Here is a 15,993-nt window from a genome sequence, read left to right as displayed (position 1 = left end):
AAAGATGGGTCGCGTCCGCACCGCCCCATTCACGGACTGCAAACGCCGCGCGCCCTGACGCTGCCCGCCCTCCTTCCCTGCTGAAAATCCCGCTTGTGAATTTTAGATATGTTGTTAATATATTTATAAATCCACCGAAGCAGCAGCGCTTCACCCTCACCCCCAAAGGAGCATCCGTGAACCCCCAACCCCGCTGGCAAGGCATCTTCCCCGCCATCACCACCAAGTTCCACGCCGACGAGTCCATCGACGCCGAGGGCACGGCCCGGCACATCGACTTCCAGATCCGCAACGGCATCCATGGCCTGGTGACCTGCGGCTCGCTGGGCGAAGCCAGCACGCTCAGCCTGGAAGAAAAGCTCCAGGTCGCCAAGATCGCGCTCGACGCCGCCGACGGCCGCATCCCGGTGCTGGCCAACGTGTCCGAGACCAGCACCCGCGAGGCCCTGCGCTACATCGACGGCGCCAACAAGCTCGGCGTGGCCGGCTACATGGTCATGCCCTCGGTGATCTACGTCGCCGATGCCCGCGAGGCCATGGCCAACGTGCGCGCCATGGCGGGCGCCGCCCAGCGCCCCCTGATGGTCTACAACAACCCCGTGGCGTACCGCGTGGACCTCAAGCCCGAGCACATGGTCGAGCTGGCCGACTGCGAGTGGATCGCCGCCATCAAGGAAAGCACCGGCGACATCCGCCGCATCACCGACCTGCGCAACACCGTGGGCGACCGCTACCAGCTCTTTTTGGGCGTGGACGACCTGGCCTACGAAGGCCTGGCGCTGGGCTGCGACGGCCTGCTGGCCGGCGTGGGCTGCGCCTTCCCGCGCGAAACCGTGGCGCTGTACGACCTGATGAAGGCCGGCAAGTTTGCCGAGGCGCTGCCGCTGTACCAGTGGATGACGCCCATGCTGCACCTGGATGTATCGAACAAGCTGGTGCAGAACCTCAAGCTCATCGACGCACTCGTCGGCGTGGGCACCGAGCACATGCGCCGCCCGCGCCTGCCGCTGGTGGGCGAAGAGCGCGCGTTCGTCGAAAGCGTGGTGAAGAAGGCGCTCGACACCCGCCCCACCCAGTACCAGTCCGTGGCCTGAGCAGGCCCGACCTGCCAGACCGCACCGCCGGGCCGCACCGCCGGGTCACAGACGACAGCGGCCCTTTCATTCACCTCACCCACCCAAGGCTTCCCATGACACGTGCTTTCGGATTTCGCGCCCTGACCCCTGCCGCCATCGCCGCGCTAATGCTGGCCGGCCACGCCCACCACGCCAGCGCCCAGGAGCAGGTCGTCAAGATCGGCCACAGCGGCCCGCTCTCGGGTCCCAATGCCTTTGCAGGCAAGGACAACGAGAACGGCGTGCGCCTGGCCGTCGAGGAGCTCAATGCCAAGAAGATCACCGTCGAAGGCAAGGTGCTGAAGTTCGAGCTGGTGTCCGAGGACGATCAGTGCGACGCCCGCACCGGCGTCAGCGTGGCGCAAAAGATGGTGGACAGCGGCGTGAAGTTCGTCATGGGCCCGTACTGCTCGGGCGTGGCCATCCCGGCGTCGCGCGTGTACAGCGACGGCGGGGCCATGGTGTCCACCGTGGGCACCAACCCCAAAGTGACAGAGAGTGGCTACAAGAACCTGTTTCGCATCATCGCCAGCGACACGCAGATCGGCTCCAACATGGCCGTGTACGCCGCGCAGGTGATGAAGGTCAAGCAGGTGGCCGTCATCGACGACCGCACCGCCTTCGGCCAGGGCGTGGCCGACCAGTTCACCAAGGAGGCCAAGAAGCAGGGCCTGACCGTGGTGGGCCAGGAGTTCACCACCGACAAGTCCACGGACTTCCTGTCCATCCTCACCAGCCTCAAGGGCAAGCAGCCGCAGGCCATCTTCTTTGGCGGCTACGCACCGCAGGCCGCCCCGATGGCGCGGCAGATGAAGCAGCTGGGCCTGACCGCCAAGCTGCTGGGCGGCGACACGCTGTGCAGCCCCGAGGTGGGCAAGCTGGGTGGCGACGCCGTCAACGACACCGTGTTCTGCGCGCAGGGCGGCACCATGCTCGACAAGGCGGCCAACGGCCCCGCCTTCAAGGCCAAGTACAAGGCGCGCTTCAAGCTCGATGCCGACGCGTATGCGGCGTCTTACTACGACCAGGTGATGTTCATGGGCGAGTCGATGCAAAAGGCCAACTCCACCCAGCCCGCGAAGGTGGGCGCGCAGATGTACAGCGCCAGCTACCAGGGCGTGGCCGGCACCTATGCCTACGATGACAAGGGCAATCTGAAGCAGGCGCCCATCACGGTGCTGACCTTCCGCAACGCTGCGCCCTTTCCCTTGGCGAGTTATTGAAGCTGAAGCCCCCTTGACGAATCTTTGAAGCGCCCCTGGTCCCCATTTCGTCAAAAATGCAAGAACCGTTCAGGCTGAGCTTGTCGAAGCGCTGCGCAAGGCTTCGACAGGCTCAGCCCGAACGGTGTTGAATGATGGATGGAAAGCACATCCGCATCAGCTGCCGGCGGCGCCTTCCCCCGAATCGCCCAGACCATCTGCAACGCCCTGAACCACCTCACACCATGAAACGCATCCAGATCCTCGACTCCCACACCGGCGGCGAGCCCACGCGGCTTGTCGTCGGCGGCTTTCCCGACCTGGGTGCGGGCAGCATGACCGAGCGCCGCGCGCTGCTGGCCAGCCAGCACGATGCATGGCGGGCCGCCACGGTGCTGGAGCCGCGCGGCAACGATGTGATCGTGGGGGCGCTGCTCTGCGCGCCGCAGGACCCTGCCAACGCGGCGGGCGTGATCTTCTTCAACAACACCGGTTACCTCGGCATGTGCGGCCACGGCACCATCGGCCTCGTCGCGTCGCTGGCCTACCTGGGCCGCATCACGCCGGGCGAGCACCGCATCGAGACGCCCGTGGGCACCGTCACCACCACGCTGCACGATGACGGCTCGGTCAGCGTGCGCAACGTGCCGGCGTACCGCCTGCACCACCAGTTGGCCGTCGACGTGCCGGGCTATGGGCGCGTGGTGGGCGACGTGGCCTGGGGCGGCAACTGGTTCTTTCTGGTGGCGGACCACGGCCAGCGCGTGGCCAGCGACAACCTCGACGCCCTGACGGCCTACACCTTCGCAGTCCAGCAGGCATTGAAGGACCAGGGCATCCGCGGCGACAACGGCGGCGAGATCGACCACATCGAACTCTTTGCCGACGACGACCGCACCGATGACCCGGCCGACAGCCGCAACTTCGTGCTGTGCCCCGGCAAGGCCTACGACCGCTCGCCCTGCGGCACCGGCACCAGCGCCAAGGTGGCGTGTCTCGCGGCCGACGGCAAGCTGCAGCCGGGCCAGGTGTGGCGGCAGGCCAGCATCATCGGCAGCGAGTTCGAGGCCAACTACACGCTGGCCGATGACGGTGGCGGCAAGGTCATCCCCACCCTGCGCGGCCGTGCCCATATGAGCGCTGAAGCCACCTTGTTGATAGAAGACAACGACCCCTTCGGCTGGGGTATCCGGCTGTAATTCGTCGCACACCCAGACCTTTCATTCATGCAGCACACCGATGTCCTCGTGATCGGCGCCGGCATCATCGGCGCGGCCTGCGCGCACGCGCTGGTGCAGGCCGGGCTGTCGGTGCGCATCGTCGACGCGCGCCTGGGCGGCGCCACTGCGGCCGGCATGGGGCACCTGGTGCTGATGGACGACAATCCGGCGGAGCTCGCGCTCAGCCAGGCGTCGCTGAACCTCTGGCACACCTGGGCGCCGCGCATGGATGCGGGCTGCGCCTTCAGCGCCTGCGGCACGCTGTGGCTGGCCGCCAATGACGCCGAGCTGCAGGCCGCACAGGACAAGCGCGCCACGTTGCAAGCCCACGGCGTGGACTGCGAACTGTTGGACGCCGCCCCCCTGGCGCGCGCCGAGCCGGCACTGCGCCCCGGCATGGCCGGTGCGCTGCGCGTCGCTGCCGACAGCGTGGTCTACGCCCCACGCGCGGCGCAGTGGCTGCTGGACGACGCCGCCCTGCACGGCGGCCCTGGCCGTCTGTGCATCGAAGAGGCCGAGGTCGTGCACATCGACGGCCAGTGCGCCACGCTGCGGGACGGCAGCACGCGCCAGGCGGGCGCCATCGTGCTGGCCAGCGGCATCCACGCCGCCGCGCTGTGCCCCGGCCTGCCCCTGCGACCAAAAAAGGGCCACCTGCTCATCACCGACCGCTACCCCGGCACCGTGCACCACCAACTGGTGGAGCTGGGCTACATCACCAGCGCGCACCACAGCGACGGCACCTCGGTCGCCTTCAACGTGCAGCCGCGGCCCACGGGGCAGCTGCTGATCGGCTCGTCGCGCGAGTTCGACACCACCGACCCGGCGGTCAACGACGCCGTGCTGGCGCGCATGCTGCAGCGCGCGCTGGAGTACCTGCCGGGCCTGGCCGACCTGAACGCCATCCGCACCTGGACAGGCTTTCGCGCGGCCACGCCCGATGGCCTGCCCATCATCGGCGCGCACCCGCACCGCCCGCACCTCTGGCTGGCCGTGGGCCACGAGGGGCTGGGCGTGACCACCGCCCCGGCCACGGCGCAGCTGCTGGCGGCGCAGATCACGGGCACCCCGCTGCCGCTCGACGCTGCGCCCTTCGCAGCCCACCGTTTCGCATCGCTGCAGGCATGACCGCCCCCGCCACCATCACCCTGTCGCTGGACGGCCATTCCGTGCAGGTACGCCCCGGCACCACCGTGGCCGCGGCCCTGGCGCAAGCGCAGCCGCCGGGCGCCACGCGCCGCTCGGTGCGCGGCGAGGTGCGCGCCCCGCTGTGCGGCATGGGCATCTGCCACGAATGCCGCGTGCAGATCGACGGCGTGCGCCGCCTGGCCTGCCAGACGCTGTGCCGCGACGGCATGCAGGTGGCCACCGGCTTGCAGACCGCGAACAGCAGCCCACCATGACCACCGCCACTCCCACCGCATCCCCCGACGCCCCACCGTCCACCTGCGACCTGCTCATCGTGGGCGCAGGCCCTGCCGGGCTGGCCGCCGCGCTGGCGGCTGCGCCCAGCGGCGCACGCATCGTGCTGCTGGACGACAACCCTGCCCCCGGCGGCCAGATCTGGCGCGACGGCCCAGGCGTCACGCTGCCCCCCGCCGCCCGGCAGCAACGCAAAGCGCTGGAGCGCCACGCCCATGTGCAGCTGCGCTGCGGCACGCGCGTGGTGGGCCTGGCCGAGCAGACGGCGCGCAGCGCGGGCCTGCATGCGCTGTGGCTCGAAGACGCACAGGGCGGCTGGGTGCAGCACGCCCGCCAGATCATCCTGTGCACCGGCGCGCGCGAACTGCTGCTGCCCTTCCCCGGCTGGACGCTGCCGGGCGTGACCGGCGCCGGCGGCTTGCAGGCCCTCATCAAGGGCGGGCTGCCGGTGGCCGGCCAGCGCATCGTGGTGGCGGGCAGCGGCCCGCTGCTGCTGGCGGCTGCGCACACCGCCCGGCAGGCCGGCGCACAGGTCGTCGCCGTGGCCGAGCAGGCCCCCTGGACTGCGCTGGCCCGATTCGGTGCCAGCCTGGTGCGCTGGCCGGGCAAGGCTGTACAGGCCGCAGCCTTGCTGCCCGCGGTGTACCGCGCCGGCAGCCATGTGGTGCGTGCCCATGGCGCCCACAGCCCACACGGCGCGGTGCAGTCGGTCACGCTCCGCCAGGGCGGGCAGGAGCGCGAGATCGCCTGCGACCGCCTGGCCTGCGGCTTTGGCCTGGTGCCCAACACCGAACTCGGCCAGATGCTCGGCGGGCGCGTGGGCAAGCGCCAGGGCCTGGCGGTCGATGCGGACCAGCGGCTGCTGCGCGGTAGCGCCGCCCACGGCCCCGGCGAACCACACCCCGCCGACGCTGTGCCCGGCCTGCTGGCCGCGGGGGAGTGCACCGGCTTTGGCGGCAGCGAGCGCTCGCGCGCCGAAGGTTCCATTGCCGGCCATATCGCCGTGGGCGACATCGCCGCGGCCCGCGCTCTGCGCGCCGAGCGCGCCCGCTGGCATGCCTTTGCGGACGCGCTGCACCGGCACTTTGCGCTGCAGCCCGCGCTGCGCCGGCTGGCCGAGCCGGACACGCTGGTGTGCCGCTGCGAAGACGTGCGCTACGCCGACCTCGCCCAGCGCTCCGGCTGGATCGACGCCAAGCTGCACACCCGCTGTGGCATGGGCGCCTGCCAGGGCCGCATCTGCGGCGCAGCCACGCACCACCTGCTGGGGTGGACGCCCGCCCCGCCGCGCCACCTGCTGGCGCCCGTGCGCATCGGCACGCTGGCCGCTGTGGCCGCTGCGGCCGCTGTGGCCGATGTAGCCGCAAGCAGCAGCCGTGCCGACGAGGCCCCGCGGCACGCCGGTTGACGAGGCGCCACCGCGTGGCGGCAGGCCCCCTTTCGCGCCGGCACTGCCACGGCGCAACATCAGCCGCCGCGTGCGCGCAAGCGCTGCTTGCCGTCGCGCCCGCGGGGTCATACCCTGAGGCCACTAAGATTCCGCTCCAAACACAACACCTACAACACCGGACACGCCCTCCATGACCACCCGCAGCGCCCCCACCCAGCGAGACCCGGCCCTCAAGCGGCGCGCGGCCGACGTGGCCTACGACGCCATCGAGACCATGATCTCCACGCTGCAACTGCTGCCCGGCTCACCGGTGGTCGAGGCCGAGATCGTGGAACGCACCGGCCTGGGCCGCACCCCCGTGCGCGAGGCGCTGCTGCGCATGGTGTCCATCGGGCTGATCGCGCAGCAGCCCCGGCGCGGGCTGCTGGTGTCGCACATCGACCTGGCGGACCATCTGGACGTGATCCAGACCCGCCGTGTGCTGGAGCGCCTGATCGCCGCCTGCGCCGCCCGCCGCGCCACCGCGCCGCAGCGCCAGGCCATCGTGCTGTGCGCGGAGAAAATGGTGGATGCCGCGGCGCGCGGCCACCTGGACGACTACATGCAGGCCGACCACGCGCTGGACGTGGTCGTGCACCAGGCCTGCCAGAACCATTCCGCCGTCAAAAGCGTGCAGCCGCTCATCGTGCAGTGCCGGCGGTTCTGGTACGCCTACCAGCACGAGGGCGAGGTGTCCGAAGGGGCCCGCGCCCACATGCACCTGGCGCAGGGCATCGCCAGCGGTGACGAAGCGCACGCCGTGGCCGGTGCCGAGCAGTTGCTGGACTACCTGGAGCGGTTTGCGCGGCACATCATCGACCGGTGAAGCTTGCATTGCGGGCAGGCGGATGACAAGTCTACTGTGCCTGGTACGTCTTTACTACTTTTTTCATAGCATCTTACGCTTAACCAACAAGCGCTGCAGCCCAGTTGGCGGCACCGCCACCTCATCTGTCCTCGCTGCGGCTGGCGCGGCCGCACCAGCAGTAGGCAGGTATATCCGCCCCCACCGTTCCAGCCGTCCTCACCGGCCCAGTCGCTCATGCCAGTGCCGCATGCGTGACAACCGCGACGTCGCTCCGTGCTAGCCTTTACCCACGCAGCAGAGGCTCTGGCCGCCACCTACGACACCCGTAGTCCGCGCACTCTGTGCCCCAATCCTTCGCCTATCCGGAAGCATTCCCATGGACATGAAGACATCGCCCCTTTCCTTGCTCAACGACCCCACCTTGCTCAAGACCGACGGCCTCATCGACGGCCAGTGGGTGGCGGGCAGCAGCCGCTTCGACGTGAACGACCCGGCCACGGGCCTGAAGCTCGCCGACGTGGCCAACCTGGGCCCGGCAGACGCCGAGGCGGCCATTGCCGCCGCCAACAAGGCCTGGGGCCCCTGGAAGCGCAAGACCGCCAAGGAGCGCAGCATCATCCTGCGCAAGTGGTTTGACCTGCTCATGGCGAACCAGGACGACCTGGGTCGCCTCATGACCGCCGAGCAAGGCAAGCCGCTGGCCGAGGCCAAGGGCGAGGTGGCCTACGGCGCGAGCTTTGTGGAATGGTTTGCCGAAGAGGCCAAGCGCGTGAACGGCGAGATCCTGCCGCAGTTCGACAACACCCGCCGCCTGATGGTGCTCAAGCAGCCCATCGGCGTGTGCGCCGCGATCACGCCCTGGAACTTTCCGCTGGCCATGATCACCCGCAAGGTCGCGCCCGCGCTGGCCGCAGGCTGCCCCGTGGTCATCAAGCCGGCCGAGCTCACGCCGCTGACTGCCCTGGCCGCGGCCGAGCTGGCCATCCGCGCGGGCATTCCGCCAGGCGTGTTCAACATCCTGCCCGCCGACAGCGACAACTCCATTGCCATCGGCAAGGTGCTGTGCGCGAGCGACGTGGTGCGCCACATCAGCTTCACCGGCAGCACCGAGGTGGGCCGCATTCTGATGGCGCAGTCCGCCCCCACGGTCAAGAAGATGTCGCTGGAGCTGGGTGGCAACGCGCCTTTCCTGGTGTTCGACGATGCCGACATCGACAGCGCGGTCGAAGGCGCCTTCGCCAGCAAGTACCGCAACGCCGGCCAGACGTGCGTCTGCACCAACCGCTTTTACGTGCAGGAAGGCGTGTACGACGAGTTCGTGGCCAAGTTCGCGGCCAAGGTCAAAACCGCCAAGGTGGGCAACGGCTTCGAGGCCGGCGTGAACCAGGGCCCGCTGATCGAGGAAGCCGCGCTCGTGAAGGTGCAGCGCCACGTTCAGGATGCGCTGGCCAAGGGCGGCAAGGTGGTGGCCGGCGGCCAGCGCCTGCAAAGCCTGGGTTCGGGCCAGTTCTTCGAGCCCACCGTGGTGGCCGACGCCACGCCCGACATGCTGTGTGCACGCGAAGAGACCTTCGGCCCGTTTGCGCCGGTCTTCAAGTTCAAGACCGAGCAGGAGGCCATCGACGCCGCCAACAACACCGAGTTCGGCCTGGCCAGCTACTTCTACAGCCGCGACGTGAGCCGCATCTTCCGCGTGGGCGAGGCGCTGGAGTACGGCATGGTGGGCGTCAACGTGGGCCTGCTGGCCACCGAGCATGTGCCGTTCGGCGGCGTCAAGCAGTCCGGCCTGGGCCGCGAGGGCTCGCACCACGGCATGGACGACTACGTGGAGATCAAGTACCTGTGCCTGGGGGACATCCAGCAGTAACGCCGGCCGCGTCAGCGTAGGGCCGTGTGCCCTGCGCCGATCACTATCATTTCGATAGCTGCTGCCGCTTGCGCACCGGGCGCGAGCGGCATTTTTTATTCAAATTTTCACTTATCACCGACCGGTGACCGGTTGGTGTAGCTTGCATTGCCCAGCCCCGTGCCCACGGTCAGCACCGCCCAGCGCCTCACGTCCTGCGTGAACGGCAGTTGCGACAGGCCCTGCACCACCGCATCGTTGTGCAGGCACACCTGGGTGCGGCCGTGGCCGATGGTGGGCAGGCGTTCGCACAGGTCGCGCGGCAGGTGAAAGCGGGTGCTCTCCCAGTTGCCGGGCAGGTTCTGCGTGCCCCCGGCGATGGAGCCGTCTTCCACGATCAGGCCGGGGCAGGCCACGCCGATGTAGGGTGCGAGCGCGATCTTCTTTTTCTCGGCATGGGCGATCAGGTCTTCCAGCCGCTCGGCGATGCCTTCGACCAGTTCATCGCGCCGCGGGCTGTCGTCCTTGTGCGTCCATTTTTCGCGGCGCACCACCTCGGCCAGCGACATGTCGGGCGCGCGGTGCAGATGGGTCTGCACGATGCCGCAGCGCACGTTGGTGCCACCGATGTCCACCGCCAGGATCGCGTCGTAGCTCTGCAGCAGCGCCGGTGGCGCCAGGTGCACCCAGCCGATCAGGCCGCCCTCGTCGGCGTGGTGGTGCAGCGTGTGCAGCTCCACCGGGGTCTTGTCGGCCTTGAGGATGTCGCGCACCCGATCGATGGCGCGGCTGCCGAACTCGCTCTGGTGAAAGCCCCCGCCCAGGATGACGCGCTCCACATCGCGCCAGGTGGGCTGCTTCATGAAGCGCTGCACCACGCCGGCCAGCTGCAGTGCATAGTCTTCGGCGGCCTGCTCCAGGGCGTGCGCCGCGTCGTCGTTCTTGTCGGCCAGCTTGTCCAGCTGTTTCTTGGAGAAGTCGCGCGTGGCCTTGCTGCCGAAGGGGTCCTTGCCTGACATGGAGGTGACGAGCTTTCGCCAGGCATCGAGCATGTGGCGAAACGCGGTACCGCTGGCCACGTCGCCCACGAAGCCGTCGCTCTCGCGGTCGCGCAGCTCCAGGCTATAGCCGTTGATGATGACGGACGCCAGCCTCATGTCGCCGTGCGGGCCGAGGATGCCCAGCTCGCGCTGGGCCTTGGAGTCCTTGTCGTCCTGTTTTTCGCTCCCCTTGCCGGTGCGGGGTTCCTTGCCGTCAGTGTCCTTCGAAGCCATTCATGCCCTCTCGCGGTGGGCCCTCACGCGGGGCCGAGCAGGCATCGTGCCGCAGTGACCGGTATTCGCGCGTCAGCCAACGCCGTGACCGCGCACGGGACCGCAGGCCGCAATGGCCCTAGGAAGGCCATGGACTAAGGCCCCGGGAGGACCTGGGCGAACAGGCTCAACGCGCGCCAAAGCCCCGCTGCCGGGCCACGCGCCGGCCCCACAGCCCCGCCCACACCGCAAAGAACACCGCAGCGCCAAACACCCAACCCGACAGCGCCCCCGCCATGCCGCCCGACAGCAAGGTGCCGATGGTGCAGCCCAGCCCCGTCATCGCCCCCCACCCCAGCAGCACCCCACCCGACAGGCCCCGCGCCGCATCGCGCCAGGTGGGCCAGCGCGGCGCGAACTGGCGGCTGGCCAGCGCCGCCACGAAGGCCCCGGCCACCAGCCCCGCCAGCAGCAGCGCATTGGGCGTGAGCCAGGTGGACGGCGGCAGCGTGGCGCAGCCCGCAAAGCCGTCGAGCCCGTCCAGCCGGTCCGGTATCCACCCCTGCCCTTGCGCCCATTGCCGCGCCGCACCCCCCAGCGTGGCCGTCACGCCCAGCGGCCGCATGCGCACGATGGCGAACGCACCGATCAGGCCCACGGCAAGCCCGCCCACCCAGTAGTGCCAGCGACCCGTCCAGAGGCCGCGCCACACCATGCGCAATGGAGGGACCCCGCCCGCACGTGGCCCGCCAGCCTCACGCGCAAAGCCGCGCCACAGCCAGGCAGCCACGAGCACGAGCACGCCCAGTTGCACCAGCAAGGCGCCGCCGTACCCCAGGTGCGCCGGCAGCCACACCACCGGCGCATCGGCCACGCTGGCGCTGTACAGCGTGTTCCAGGTCTTGAAACCGAGGATGAATCCGAGCGCCGACCCCACCAGCGCGAACGGAGACACCACGGACCCCTCGGCCAGCCGGTACCAGTGCGCACTGATGCACGAGCCCGACACCACCATGCCCGCGCCGAACGACAGCCCCGCCGCCAGCAGCACCCAGCTCACCGGGCCGATGTGCATGTCCGGCGGCAGCTTGCCGGGCTGCGGCACGGGCAGCCAGCTGCCCAGCACCACGGTGTAGCCCACCACGCCCACGGCCAACGCCAGCACGATGGCGAGCATGCCCCGCGGGTTGCGGTCCTCGAACCAGTCGCGTGCGTGGCAGTAAAAGCAAAAGCGCGATCGCTGCAGCACGATGCCCAGCACCGCACCGCAGGCCAGTGCAAACACCAGGGTGCGCCCGCCCGCCTGGCCCTGCAGCCACTGGGCGACGGCGATCAGAGCGGCCAGCAGGGTCAAGGCCAGCCATGCTGTCGCAGAGGGAAATCGGAATGAAAAGCTCATAGATTGATGGATGGATCAGTGGGGCCGTTGAGACGACGTGGACAGATGCCGCACAGCGCGAAGTCCCAGGCAGAAAAAAAGCCCGCACGAAGCGGGCTGTAAAAGAGACCCCCTACCAAAAGCCGTGACTTTCGCTGTCTCTCGCTCGTCGCTTCAATCCGTCCACCTCACTTGGCCGCCCACACGGTGCCGGCCGGGTTGTTGATGGGCACGCCGACCGAATTGCCATATTCCGTCCAGGAGCCGTCGTAGTTCTTCACGTTGTAGCCCAGGATCTTGGACAGCGCGAACCAGGTGTGGCTGGAGCGCTCGCCGATGCGGCAGTACGTGATGATGGGCCGGCTGCCGTCCACGCCCGCGTTGGCGTAGAGCTTCTTGAGCTCGTCGGCAGACTTGAAGGTGCCGTCTTCCTTCACCGCCTGGCCCCAGGGCACGTTGGCCGCGCCGGGGATGTGGCCGGCGCGGATGCTCAGTTCCGGCACGCCGGCAGGCGCAAAGATCTTGCCGCTGTATTCGTCGGCCGAGCGGATGTCCACCAGCTTCGCGTTGGTCTTGCCCTCGGCGGCGGCCAGCGCGTCCGACAAGCGGGCCCGCAACTGCGTGTTGACTGCGCCCACCTTGTAGCTGGTGGCCGCGAATTCGGGCACGCGGTTGTTGAGCGGCTGGTTCTCGGCCTCCCACTTCTTGCGGCCACCGTCGAGCAGCTTGACGTTCTTCACGCCGTAGATGTCGAACACCCACGCGCCCCAGGCGGCAAACCAGTTGTTGGTGTCGCCGTACAGCACCACGGTGGTGTCGGGCGACACGCCCGCCTTGGACAGCAGGGCCTCGAAGCCCTCCTTGCTCACGATGTCGCGGCGCACGCGGTCGTTCAGGTCCTGGTGCCACGAGAAGTTGACGGCGCCAGGCACGTGGCCGCGCTCATACAGGCCCGGGTTCACGCTCACCTCGACAATCCGCACCTGCTGGTTGTCCAGGTTCTGCGCCAGCCATTCGGTGCTGACCAGCGGGCCGGCAGGGATGGGCGTGGCAGCCAGCACAGCCCCGCCCCACACCACCATGCTGCCCGCCACACAGGTGCGAAGCCAGGCGCTCCAGGTGGAACGTGTCGAAGGGTTGCGTGGGGTTGTCATGGGCGTCCTTTCCAAGTCTGTGAAGAGAACCTGCGCCGTGTGCAACAGGTGAAAGGAATTTAGGGCGCACAGCCCATCGGCCCAACCAACAAGATCGGCTATGAATATGCGTTTTGCGTGCTTGGCGCAACCCGAGGCCGGGGCCTGCACGGATGCTGCCTATAATCGCAGCCGTCGCGGGTGTAGTTCAATGGTAGAACGGCAGCTTCCCAAGCTTCATACGAGGGTTCGATTCCCTTCACCCGCTCCAGATCCTCGGCCTGATCGCTGACGACCGTACTGTCAGCGATTCGCCCAGAGCCTGCCATGCATACCCGCTTGAAAATGGGAATGACTTGACAGGCTCTTTGTACTTGTGCGTCGGCCGTTGCTGCCGCTTGCCGATGCATTGCCTCCTGACCAGCACCTGACCGCATGCAAGCTTTCAGTGCCACCCGAGGGGTATCAAGCCAACGCCTTGGAGAGATACGGAGCCGTGCGACTGCCCTGGCTTGACGCCACGGCCTGGGGAGTCCCCTGCGCCACGATGCGCCCGCCCTCGTCACCCGCACCGGGGCCCAGGTCGATCACCCAGTCGCAGGCGGCCACCACCCGCATCTCGTGCTCCACCAGGACCACCGTGTTGCCCGCTTCGACCAGGCCATCGAGCTGCGCGAGCAGGCGGTCCACGTCGGCCGGGTGCAGCCCGGTGGTGGGCTCGTCGAGTACATACAACGTTCCCCCGCGCTGCTGCTGGCGCTGCAGCTCCGTGGCCAGCTTGATGCGTTGCGCCTCGCCTCCGCTGAGTTCGGTGGCGGGCTGGCCCAGGCGCAGGTAGCCCAGGCCAATGTCGCGCAGCACGGCCAACGGGCGCAGCACCTGCGGTTCTTGCGCAAACACGTCGCACGCCGCATCGACCGTGAGGCCCAGGACATCGGCGATGGACAGGCCGTTCCACAGGATCTCCAGCGTGGCGGCGTTGTACCGGGCGCCGTGGCACGCCGGGCATGGGGCGTACACGCTGGGCATGAAGAGCAGTTCCACGCTCACGAAGCCCTCGCCCTCGCAGGTCTCGCAGCGCCCCTTGGCCACGTTGAAGGAAAACCGCCCAGCGTCGTAGCGGCGCTTGCGCGCAGACGGTGTGGCTGCAAAAAGTTTGCGCACGGTGTCGAACAGGCCCGTGTAGGTGGCCAGGTTCGAGCGCGGCGTGCGTCCGATGGGCTTTTGGTCCACCTGCACCAGGCGTTTGATGCCCTCGCCGCCAGCGGCCAGGCGGCCTGTTGCAGCTGTGGCGGCCGTGGCGGTTGCCAGAGGGATGGAGCCAAAGCCTGCGCCTTCTCCAGCCGATGCGTCGGCAGCATCGCCGTCCGGGTCTGCCACCACCGGGCGCCCCAGGTGCGCGGACACCAGCTCCAGCAGGGCCTGGCTCACGAGGCTGGATTTTCCGCAGCCCGATACCCCCGTTACCGCCGTCATGCACTGCAGGGGAAAAGCCACATCCAGGTCTTGCAGGTTGTTGCGCGTGATGCCTTCAAGCTGCAGCCAGCCCTGGGCCTGGCGTGGTGCGTGCACCGGGGCGGCGCCTCCGCCAAGACCTGCATGGCCGTCGCCAAACAGGTAGCGCCGGGTTTGCGACCGCTCGATCTTCGCCAAGCCGGCGGGCGGGCCGCTGTAGAGCACCTCGCCGCCGCCTTCGCCAGCGGCCGGGCCCACGTCCACCAGCCAGTCGGCGCGCTGCATGGTGGCCACGTCGTGCTCGACCACGAACAGCGAGTTGCCGGCGGCTTTGAGGTTTTGCAAGGCCGACAGCAGTGCCTCGCCGTCCGCAGGGTGCAGGCCGGCCGAGGGCTCATCCAGCACATAGACCACGCCGAACAGGTGGGACGACAGCTGCGACGCCAGCCGCAGCCGCTGCAGCTCGCCCGGCGACAGCGTGGGCGTGGACCGGTCCAGCGACAGGTAGCCCAGGCCGAGGTCGATCAGCGCCAGCACCCGCCGGTGCACCTCTGCAGCCAGGCGCTGCGCAGCCATCACTTTCTCTTCAGACAGCCAGTGCGTGCGGTGCACGTCGGGCGCCGCCGCGTGCGCATCGCCAGAGGCAGCCCGCTTTTTGCGTGCGCGGGTGGCGCGGCCGCTCAGCTCTGGCTCTCCCTCGCCCAGCCTGCCTTCTGCGGCGGGCCGGAGCAGGTCGGCCAGCGCCTTGAGCGGCAGCTGTGCCAGCGCGGCGATGTCGTGACCGGCGAAGGTGACCGACAGCGCCTCGGTCTTGAGCCGCTTGCCATGGCACACCGGGCACAGCGTGCCCACCATGTACTGCGCCACCCGCTTTTTCATCAGCGCGCTCTGGCTGTGGGCGAAGGTGTGCATCACGTAGCGGCGCGCCCCGGCGAAGGTGCCCATGTAGCTGGGGGTGAGCTTGCGGCGAATCGCATCCTTGACTTCGGCCACGCTGAAGCCTGCGTACACCGGCACGGTGGGCTGCTCGTCGGTGAAGAGGATCCAGTGGCGCAGCTTCTTGGGCAGGTCGCGCCAGGGCGTGTCCACGTCGTGGCCCAGCGTGGTCAGGATGTCGCGCAGGTTCTGCCCCTGCCACGCGGTGGGCCAGGCGGCCACGGCACGTTCGCGGATGGTCAGCGAATCGTCGGGCACCATCGATTGCTCGGTCACCTCGTACACGCGCCCCTGGCCATGGCAATGCGGGCAGGCGCCCTGCGGCGTGTTGGGCGAAAAGTCTTCCGCATACAGCATGGACTGGCCTGCGGGGTAACGACCGGCGCGCGAGTACAGCATGCGCAGCGGGGTCGATATGCCGGTGACGCTGCCCATGGAGGACCGCGCGCTGGGCGTGCCGCGCTGCTGCTGCAGCGCCACGGCGGGGGGCAGGCCCTCGATGCTGTCGACCTGCGGCACGCCGGCCTGCACGATCAGGCGGCGTGCGTAGGGCGCGACGGACTCCAGGTAGCGCCGCTGGGCCTCGGCGAACAGGGTGCCAAAGGCCAGCGACGACTTGCCCGAGCCCGACACGCCCGTGAACACCACGAGCGCATCGCGCGGGATGTCCACATCCACGTCCTTGAGGTTGTGCTCGCGGGCTCCGCGCACGCGCACCATGCCGCGAGCAGAAGGGTCCGTTGCAATGGGCGAGGATTTGGGCATGGGGCGCTGCAGCACGGGGCTGTGGAAGGTG

Annotated in this window: 12 protein-coding genes and 1 tRNA gene; 9 read left to right on the top strand and 4 right to left on the bottom strand. The window is 68.8% G+C overall.

Going from position 1 to position 15,993, the window contains the following annotated elements:
- The first annotated feature begins 176 nt into the window (after positions 1 to 176).
- The 8 genes from ACSQ3D_RS08465 to ACSQ3D_RS08430 all read left to right on the top strand — a co-directional run bounded on the left by ACSQ3D_RS08465 (position 177) and on the right by ACSQ3D_RS08430 (position 9,063).
- Positions 177 to 1,094, top strand: a complete 918-nt coding sequence (locus ACSQ3D_RS08465) for a dihydrodipicolinate synthase family protein (protein ID WP_056168700.1) — start codon at positions 177 to 179, stop codon at positions 1,092 to 1,094.
- Between the two features lie 95 nt (positions 1,095 to 1,189).
- Positions 1,190 to 2,338 (top strand): branched-chain amino acid ABC transporter substrate-binding protein, encoded by a 1,149-nt coding sequence (locus ACSQ3D_RS08460; RefSeq protein WP_436126557.1) that lies wholly within the window; start codon positions 1,190 to 1,192, stop codon positions 2,336 to 2,338.
- Positions 2,339 to 2,562: 224 nt separating this feature from the next.
- Positions 2,563 to 3,516, top strand: a complete 954-nt coding sequence (locus tag ACSQ3D_RS08455) for a 4-hydroxyproline epimerase (RefSeq protein WP_436126556.1) — start codon at positions 2,563 to 2,565, stop codon at positions 3,514 to 3,516.
- A 27-nt stretch (positions 3,517 to 3,543) separates the two neighbouring features.
- Positions 3,544 to 4,665 (top strand): NAD(P)/FAD-dependent oxidoreductase, encoded by a 1,122-nt coding sequence (locus ACSQ3D_RS08450; RefSeq protein WP_436126555.1) that lies wholly within the window; start codon positions 3,544 to 3,546, stop codon positions 4,663 to 4,665.
- A complete protein-coding gene (locus tag ACSQ3D_RS08445) occupies positions 4,662 to 4,940 on the top strand; it encodes a 2Fe-2S iron-sulfur cluster-binding protein (RefSeq protein WP_436126554.1) in 279 nt (92 codons plus the stop codon). The genes ACSQ3D_RS08450 and ACSQ3D_RS08445 overlap by 4 nt, the downstream gene beginning before the upstream one ends.
- The gene (locus ACSQ3D_RS08440; protein WP_436126553.1) at positions 4,937 to 6,367 is read left to right on the top strand and encodes an FAD-dependent oxidoreductase; all 1,431 of its coding nucleotides are present in this window, start codon (positions 4,937 to 4,939) and stop codon (positions 6,365 to 6,367) included. Before ACSQ3D_RS08445 ends, ACSQ3D_RS08440 begins: the two co-directional genes overlap by 4 nt.
- Before the next feature lie 172 nt (positions 6,368 to 6,539).
- The gene (locus ACSQ3D_RS08435; RefSeq protein ID WP_056421461.1) at positions 6,540 to 7,214 is read left to right on the top strand and encodes a GntR family transcriptional regulator; all 675 of its coding nucleotides are present in this window, start codon (positions 6,540 to 6,542) and stop codon (positions 7,212 to 7,214) included.
- 358 nt (positions 7,215 to 7,572) lie between these two features.
- Entirely contained in the window at positions 7,573 to 9,063 is a 1,491-nt protein-coding gene (locus ACSQ3D_RS08430) for an NAD-dependent succinate-semialdehyde dehydrogenase (RefSeq protein ID WP_436126552.1), read from the top strand.
- Between the two features lie 107 nt (positions 9,064 to 9,170).
- Here ACSQ3D_RS08430 and ACSQ3D_RS08425 read toward each other — a convergent pair whose 3' ends face one another.
- The 3 genes from ACSQ3D_RS08425 to ACSQ3D_RS08415 form a co-directional block, all read right to left on the bottom strand.
- Positions 9,171 to 10,316: an ROK family protein gene (locus ACSQ3D_RS08425; protein ID WP_436126551.1), complete on the bottom strand. Its 1,146-nt coding sequence runs from the start codon at positions 10,314 to 10,316 to the stop codon at positions 9,171 to 9,173.
- A gap of 166 nt (positions 10,317 to 10,482) precedes the next feature.
- Entirely contained in the window at positions 10,483 to 11,694 is a 1,212-nt protein-coding gene (locus ACSQ3D_RS08420; protein ID WP_436126550.1) for a YeeE/YedE family protein, read from the bottom strand.
- Positions 11,695 to 11,861: 167 nt separating this feature from the next.
- The gene (locus tag ACSQ3D_RS08415; protein ID WP_156370952.1) at positions 11,862 to 12,755 is read right to left on the bottom strand and encodes a sulfurtransferase; all 894 of its coding nucleotides are present in this window, start codon (positions 12,753 to 12,755) and stop codon (positions 11,862 to 11,864) included.
- Between the two features lie 248 nt (positions 12,756 to 13,003).
- Between ACSQ3D_RS08415 and ACSQ3D_RS08410 the strand changes: the two genes are divergently transcribed.
- A tRNA-Gly gene (locus ACSQ3D_RS08410) sits at positions 13,004 to 13,077 on the top strand.
- Between the two features lie 194 nt (positions 13,078 to 13,271).
- Here the strand turns inward: ACSQ3D_RS08410 and ACSQ3D_RS08405 are convergent.
- The gene (locus ACSQ3D_RS08405) at positions 13,272 to 15,962 is read right to left on the bottom strand and encodes an excinuclease ABC subunit A (protein WP_436126549.1); all 2,691 of its coding nucleotides are present in this window, start codon (positions 15,960 to 15,962) and stop codon (positions 13,272 to 13,274) included.
- Positions 15,963 to 15,993 lie beyond the last annotated feature (31 nt).

This window comes from Acidovorax sp. LjRoot117 (assembly GCF_964252695.1).
Taxonomy (GTDB): domain Bacteria; phylum Pseudomonadota; class Gammaproteobacteria; order Burkholderiales; family Burkholderiaceae_C; genus Acidovorax.
This window is presented reverse-complemented; position numbering and strand designations above follow the sequence as displayed.

Coding starts and splice junctions, on each gene's coding strand:
- ACSQ3D_RS08415 (WP_156370952.1), bottom strand. CDS start 12,755: ATGGTGGTGTGGGGCGGGGCTGTGCTGGCTGCCACGCCCATCCCTGCC.
- ACSQ3D_RS08455 (WP_436126556.1), top strand. CDS start 2,563: ATGAAACGCATCCAGATCCTCGACTCCCACACCGGCGGCGAGCCCACG.
- ACSQ3D_RS08450 (WP_436126555.1), top strand. CDS start 3,544: ATGCAGCACACCGATGTCCTCGTGATCGGCGCCGGCATCATCGGCGCG.
- ACSQ3D_RS08405 (WP_436126549.1), bottom strand. CDS start 15,962: ATGCCCAAATCCTCGCCCATTGCAACGGACCCTTCTGCTCGCGGCATG.
- ACSQ3D_RS08425 (WP_436126551.1), bottom strand. CDS start 10,316: ATGGCTTCGAAGGACACTGACGGCAAGGAACCCCGCACCGGCAAGGGG.
- ACSQ3D_RS08440 (WP_436126553.1), top strand. CDS start 4,937: ATGACCACCGCCACTCCCACCGCATCCCCCGACGCCCCACCGTCCACC.
- ACSQ3D_RS08460 (WP_436126557.1), top strand. CDS start 1,190: ATGACACGTGCTTTCGGATTTCGCGCCCTGACCCCTGCCGCCATCGCC.
- ACSQ3D_RS08445 (WP_436126554.1), top strand. CDS start 4,662: ATGACCGCCCCCGCCACCATCACCCTGTCGCTGGACGGCCATTCCGTG.
- ACSQ3D_RS08420 (WP_436126550.1), bottom strand. CDS start 11,694: ATGAGCTTTTCATTCCGATTTCCCTCTGCGACAGCATGGCTGGCCTTG.
- ACSQ3D_RS08435 (WP_056421461.1), top strand. CDS start 6,540: ATGACCACCCGCAGCGCCCCCACCCAGCGAGACCCGGCCCTCAAGCGG.
- ACSQ3D_RS08430 (WP_436126552.1), top strand. CDS start 7,573: ATGGACATGAAGACATCGCCCCTTTCCTTGCTCAACGACCCCACCTTG.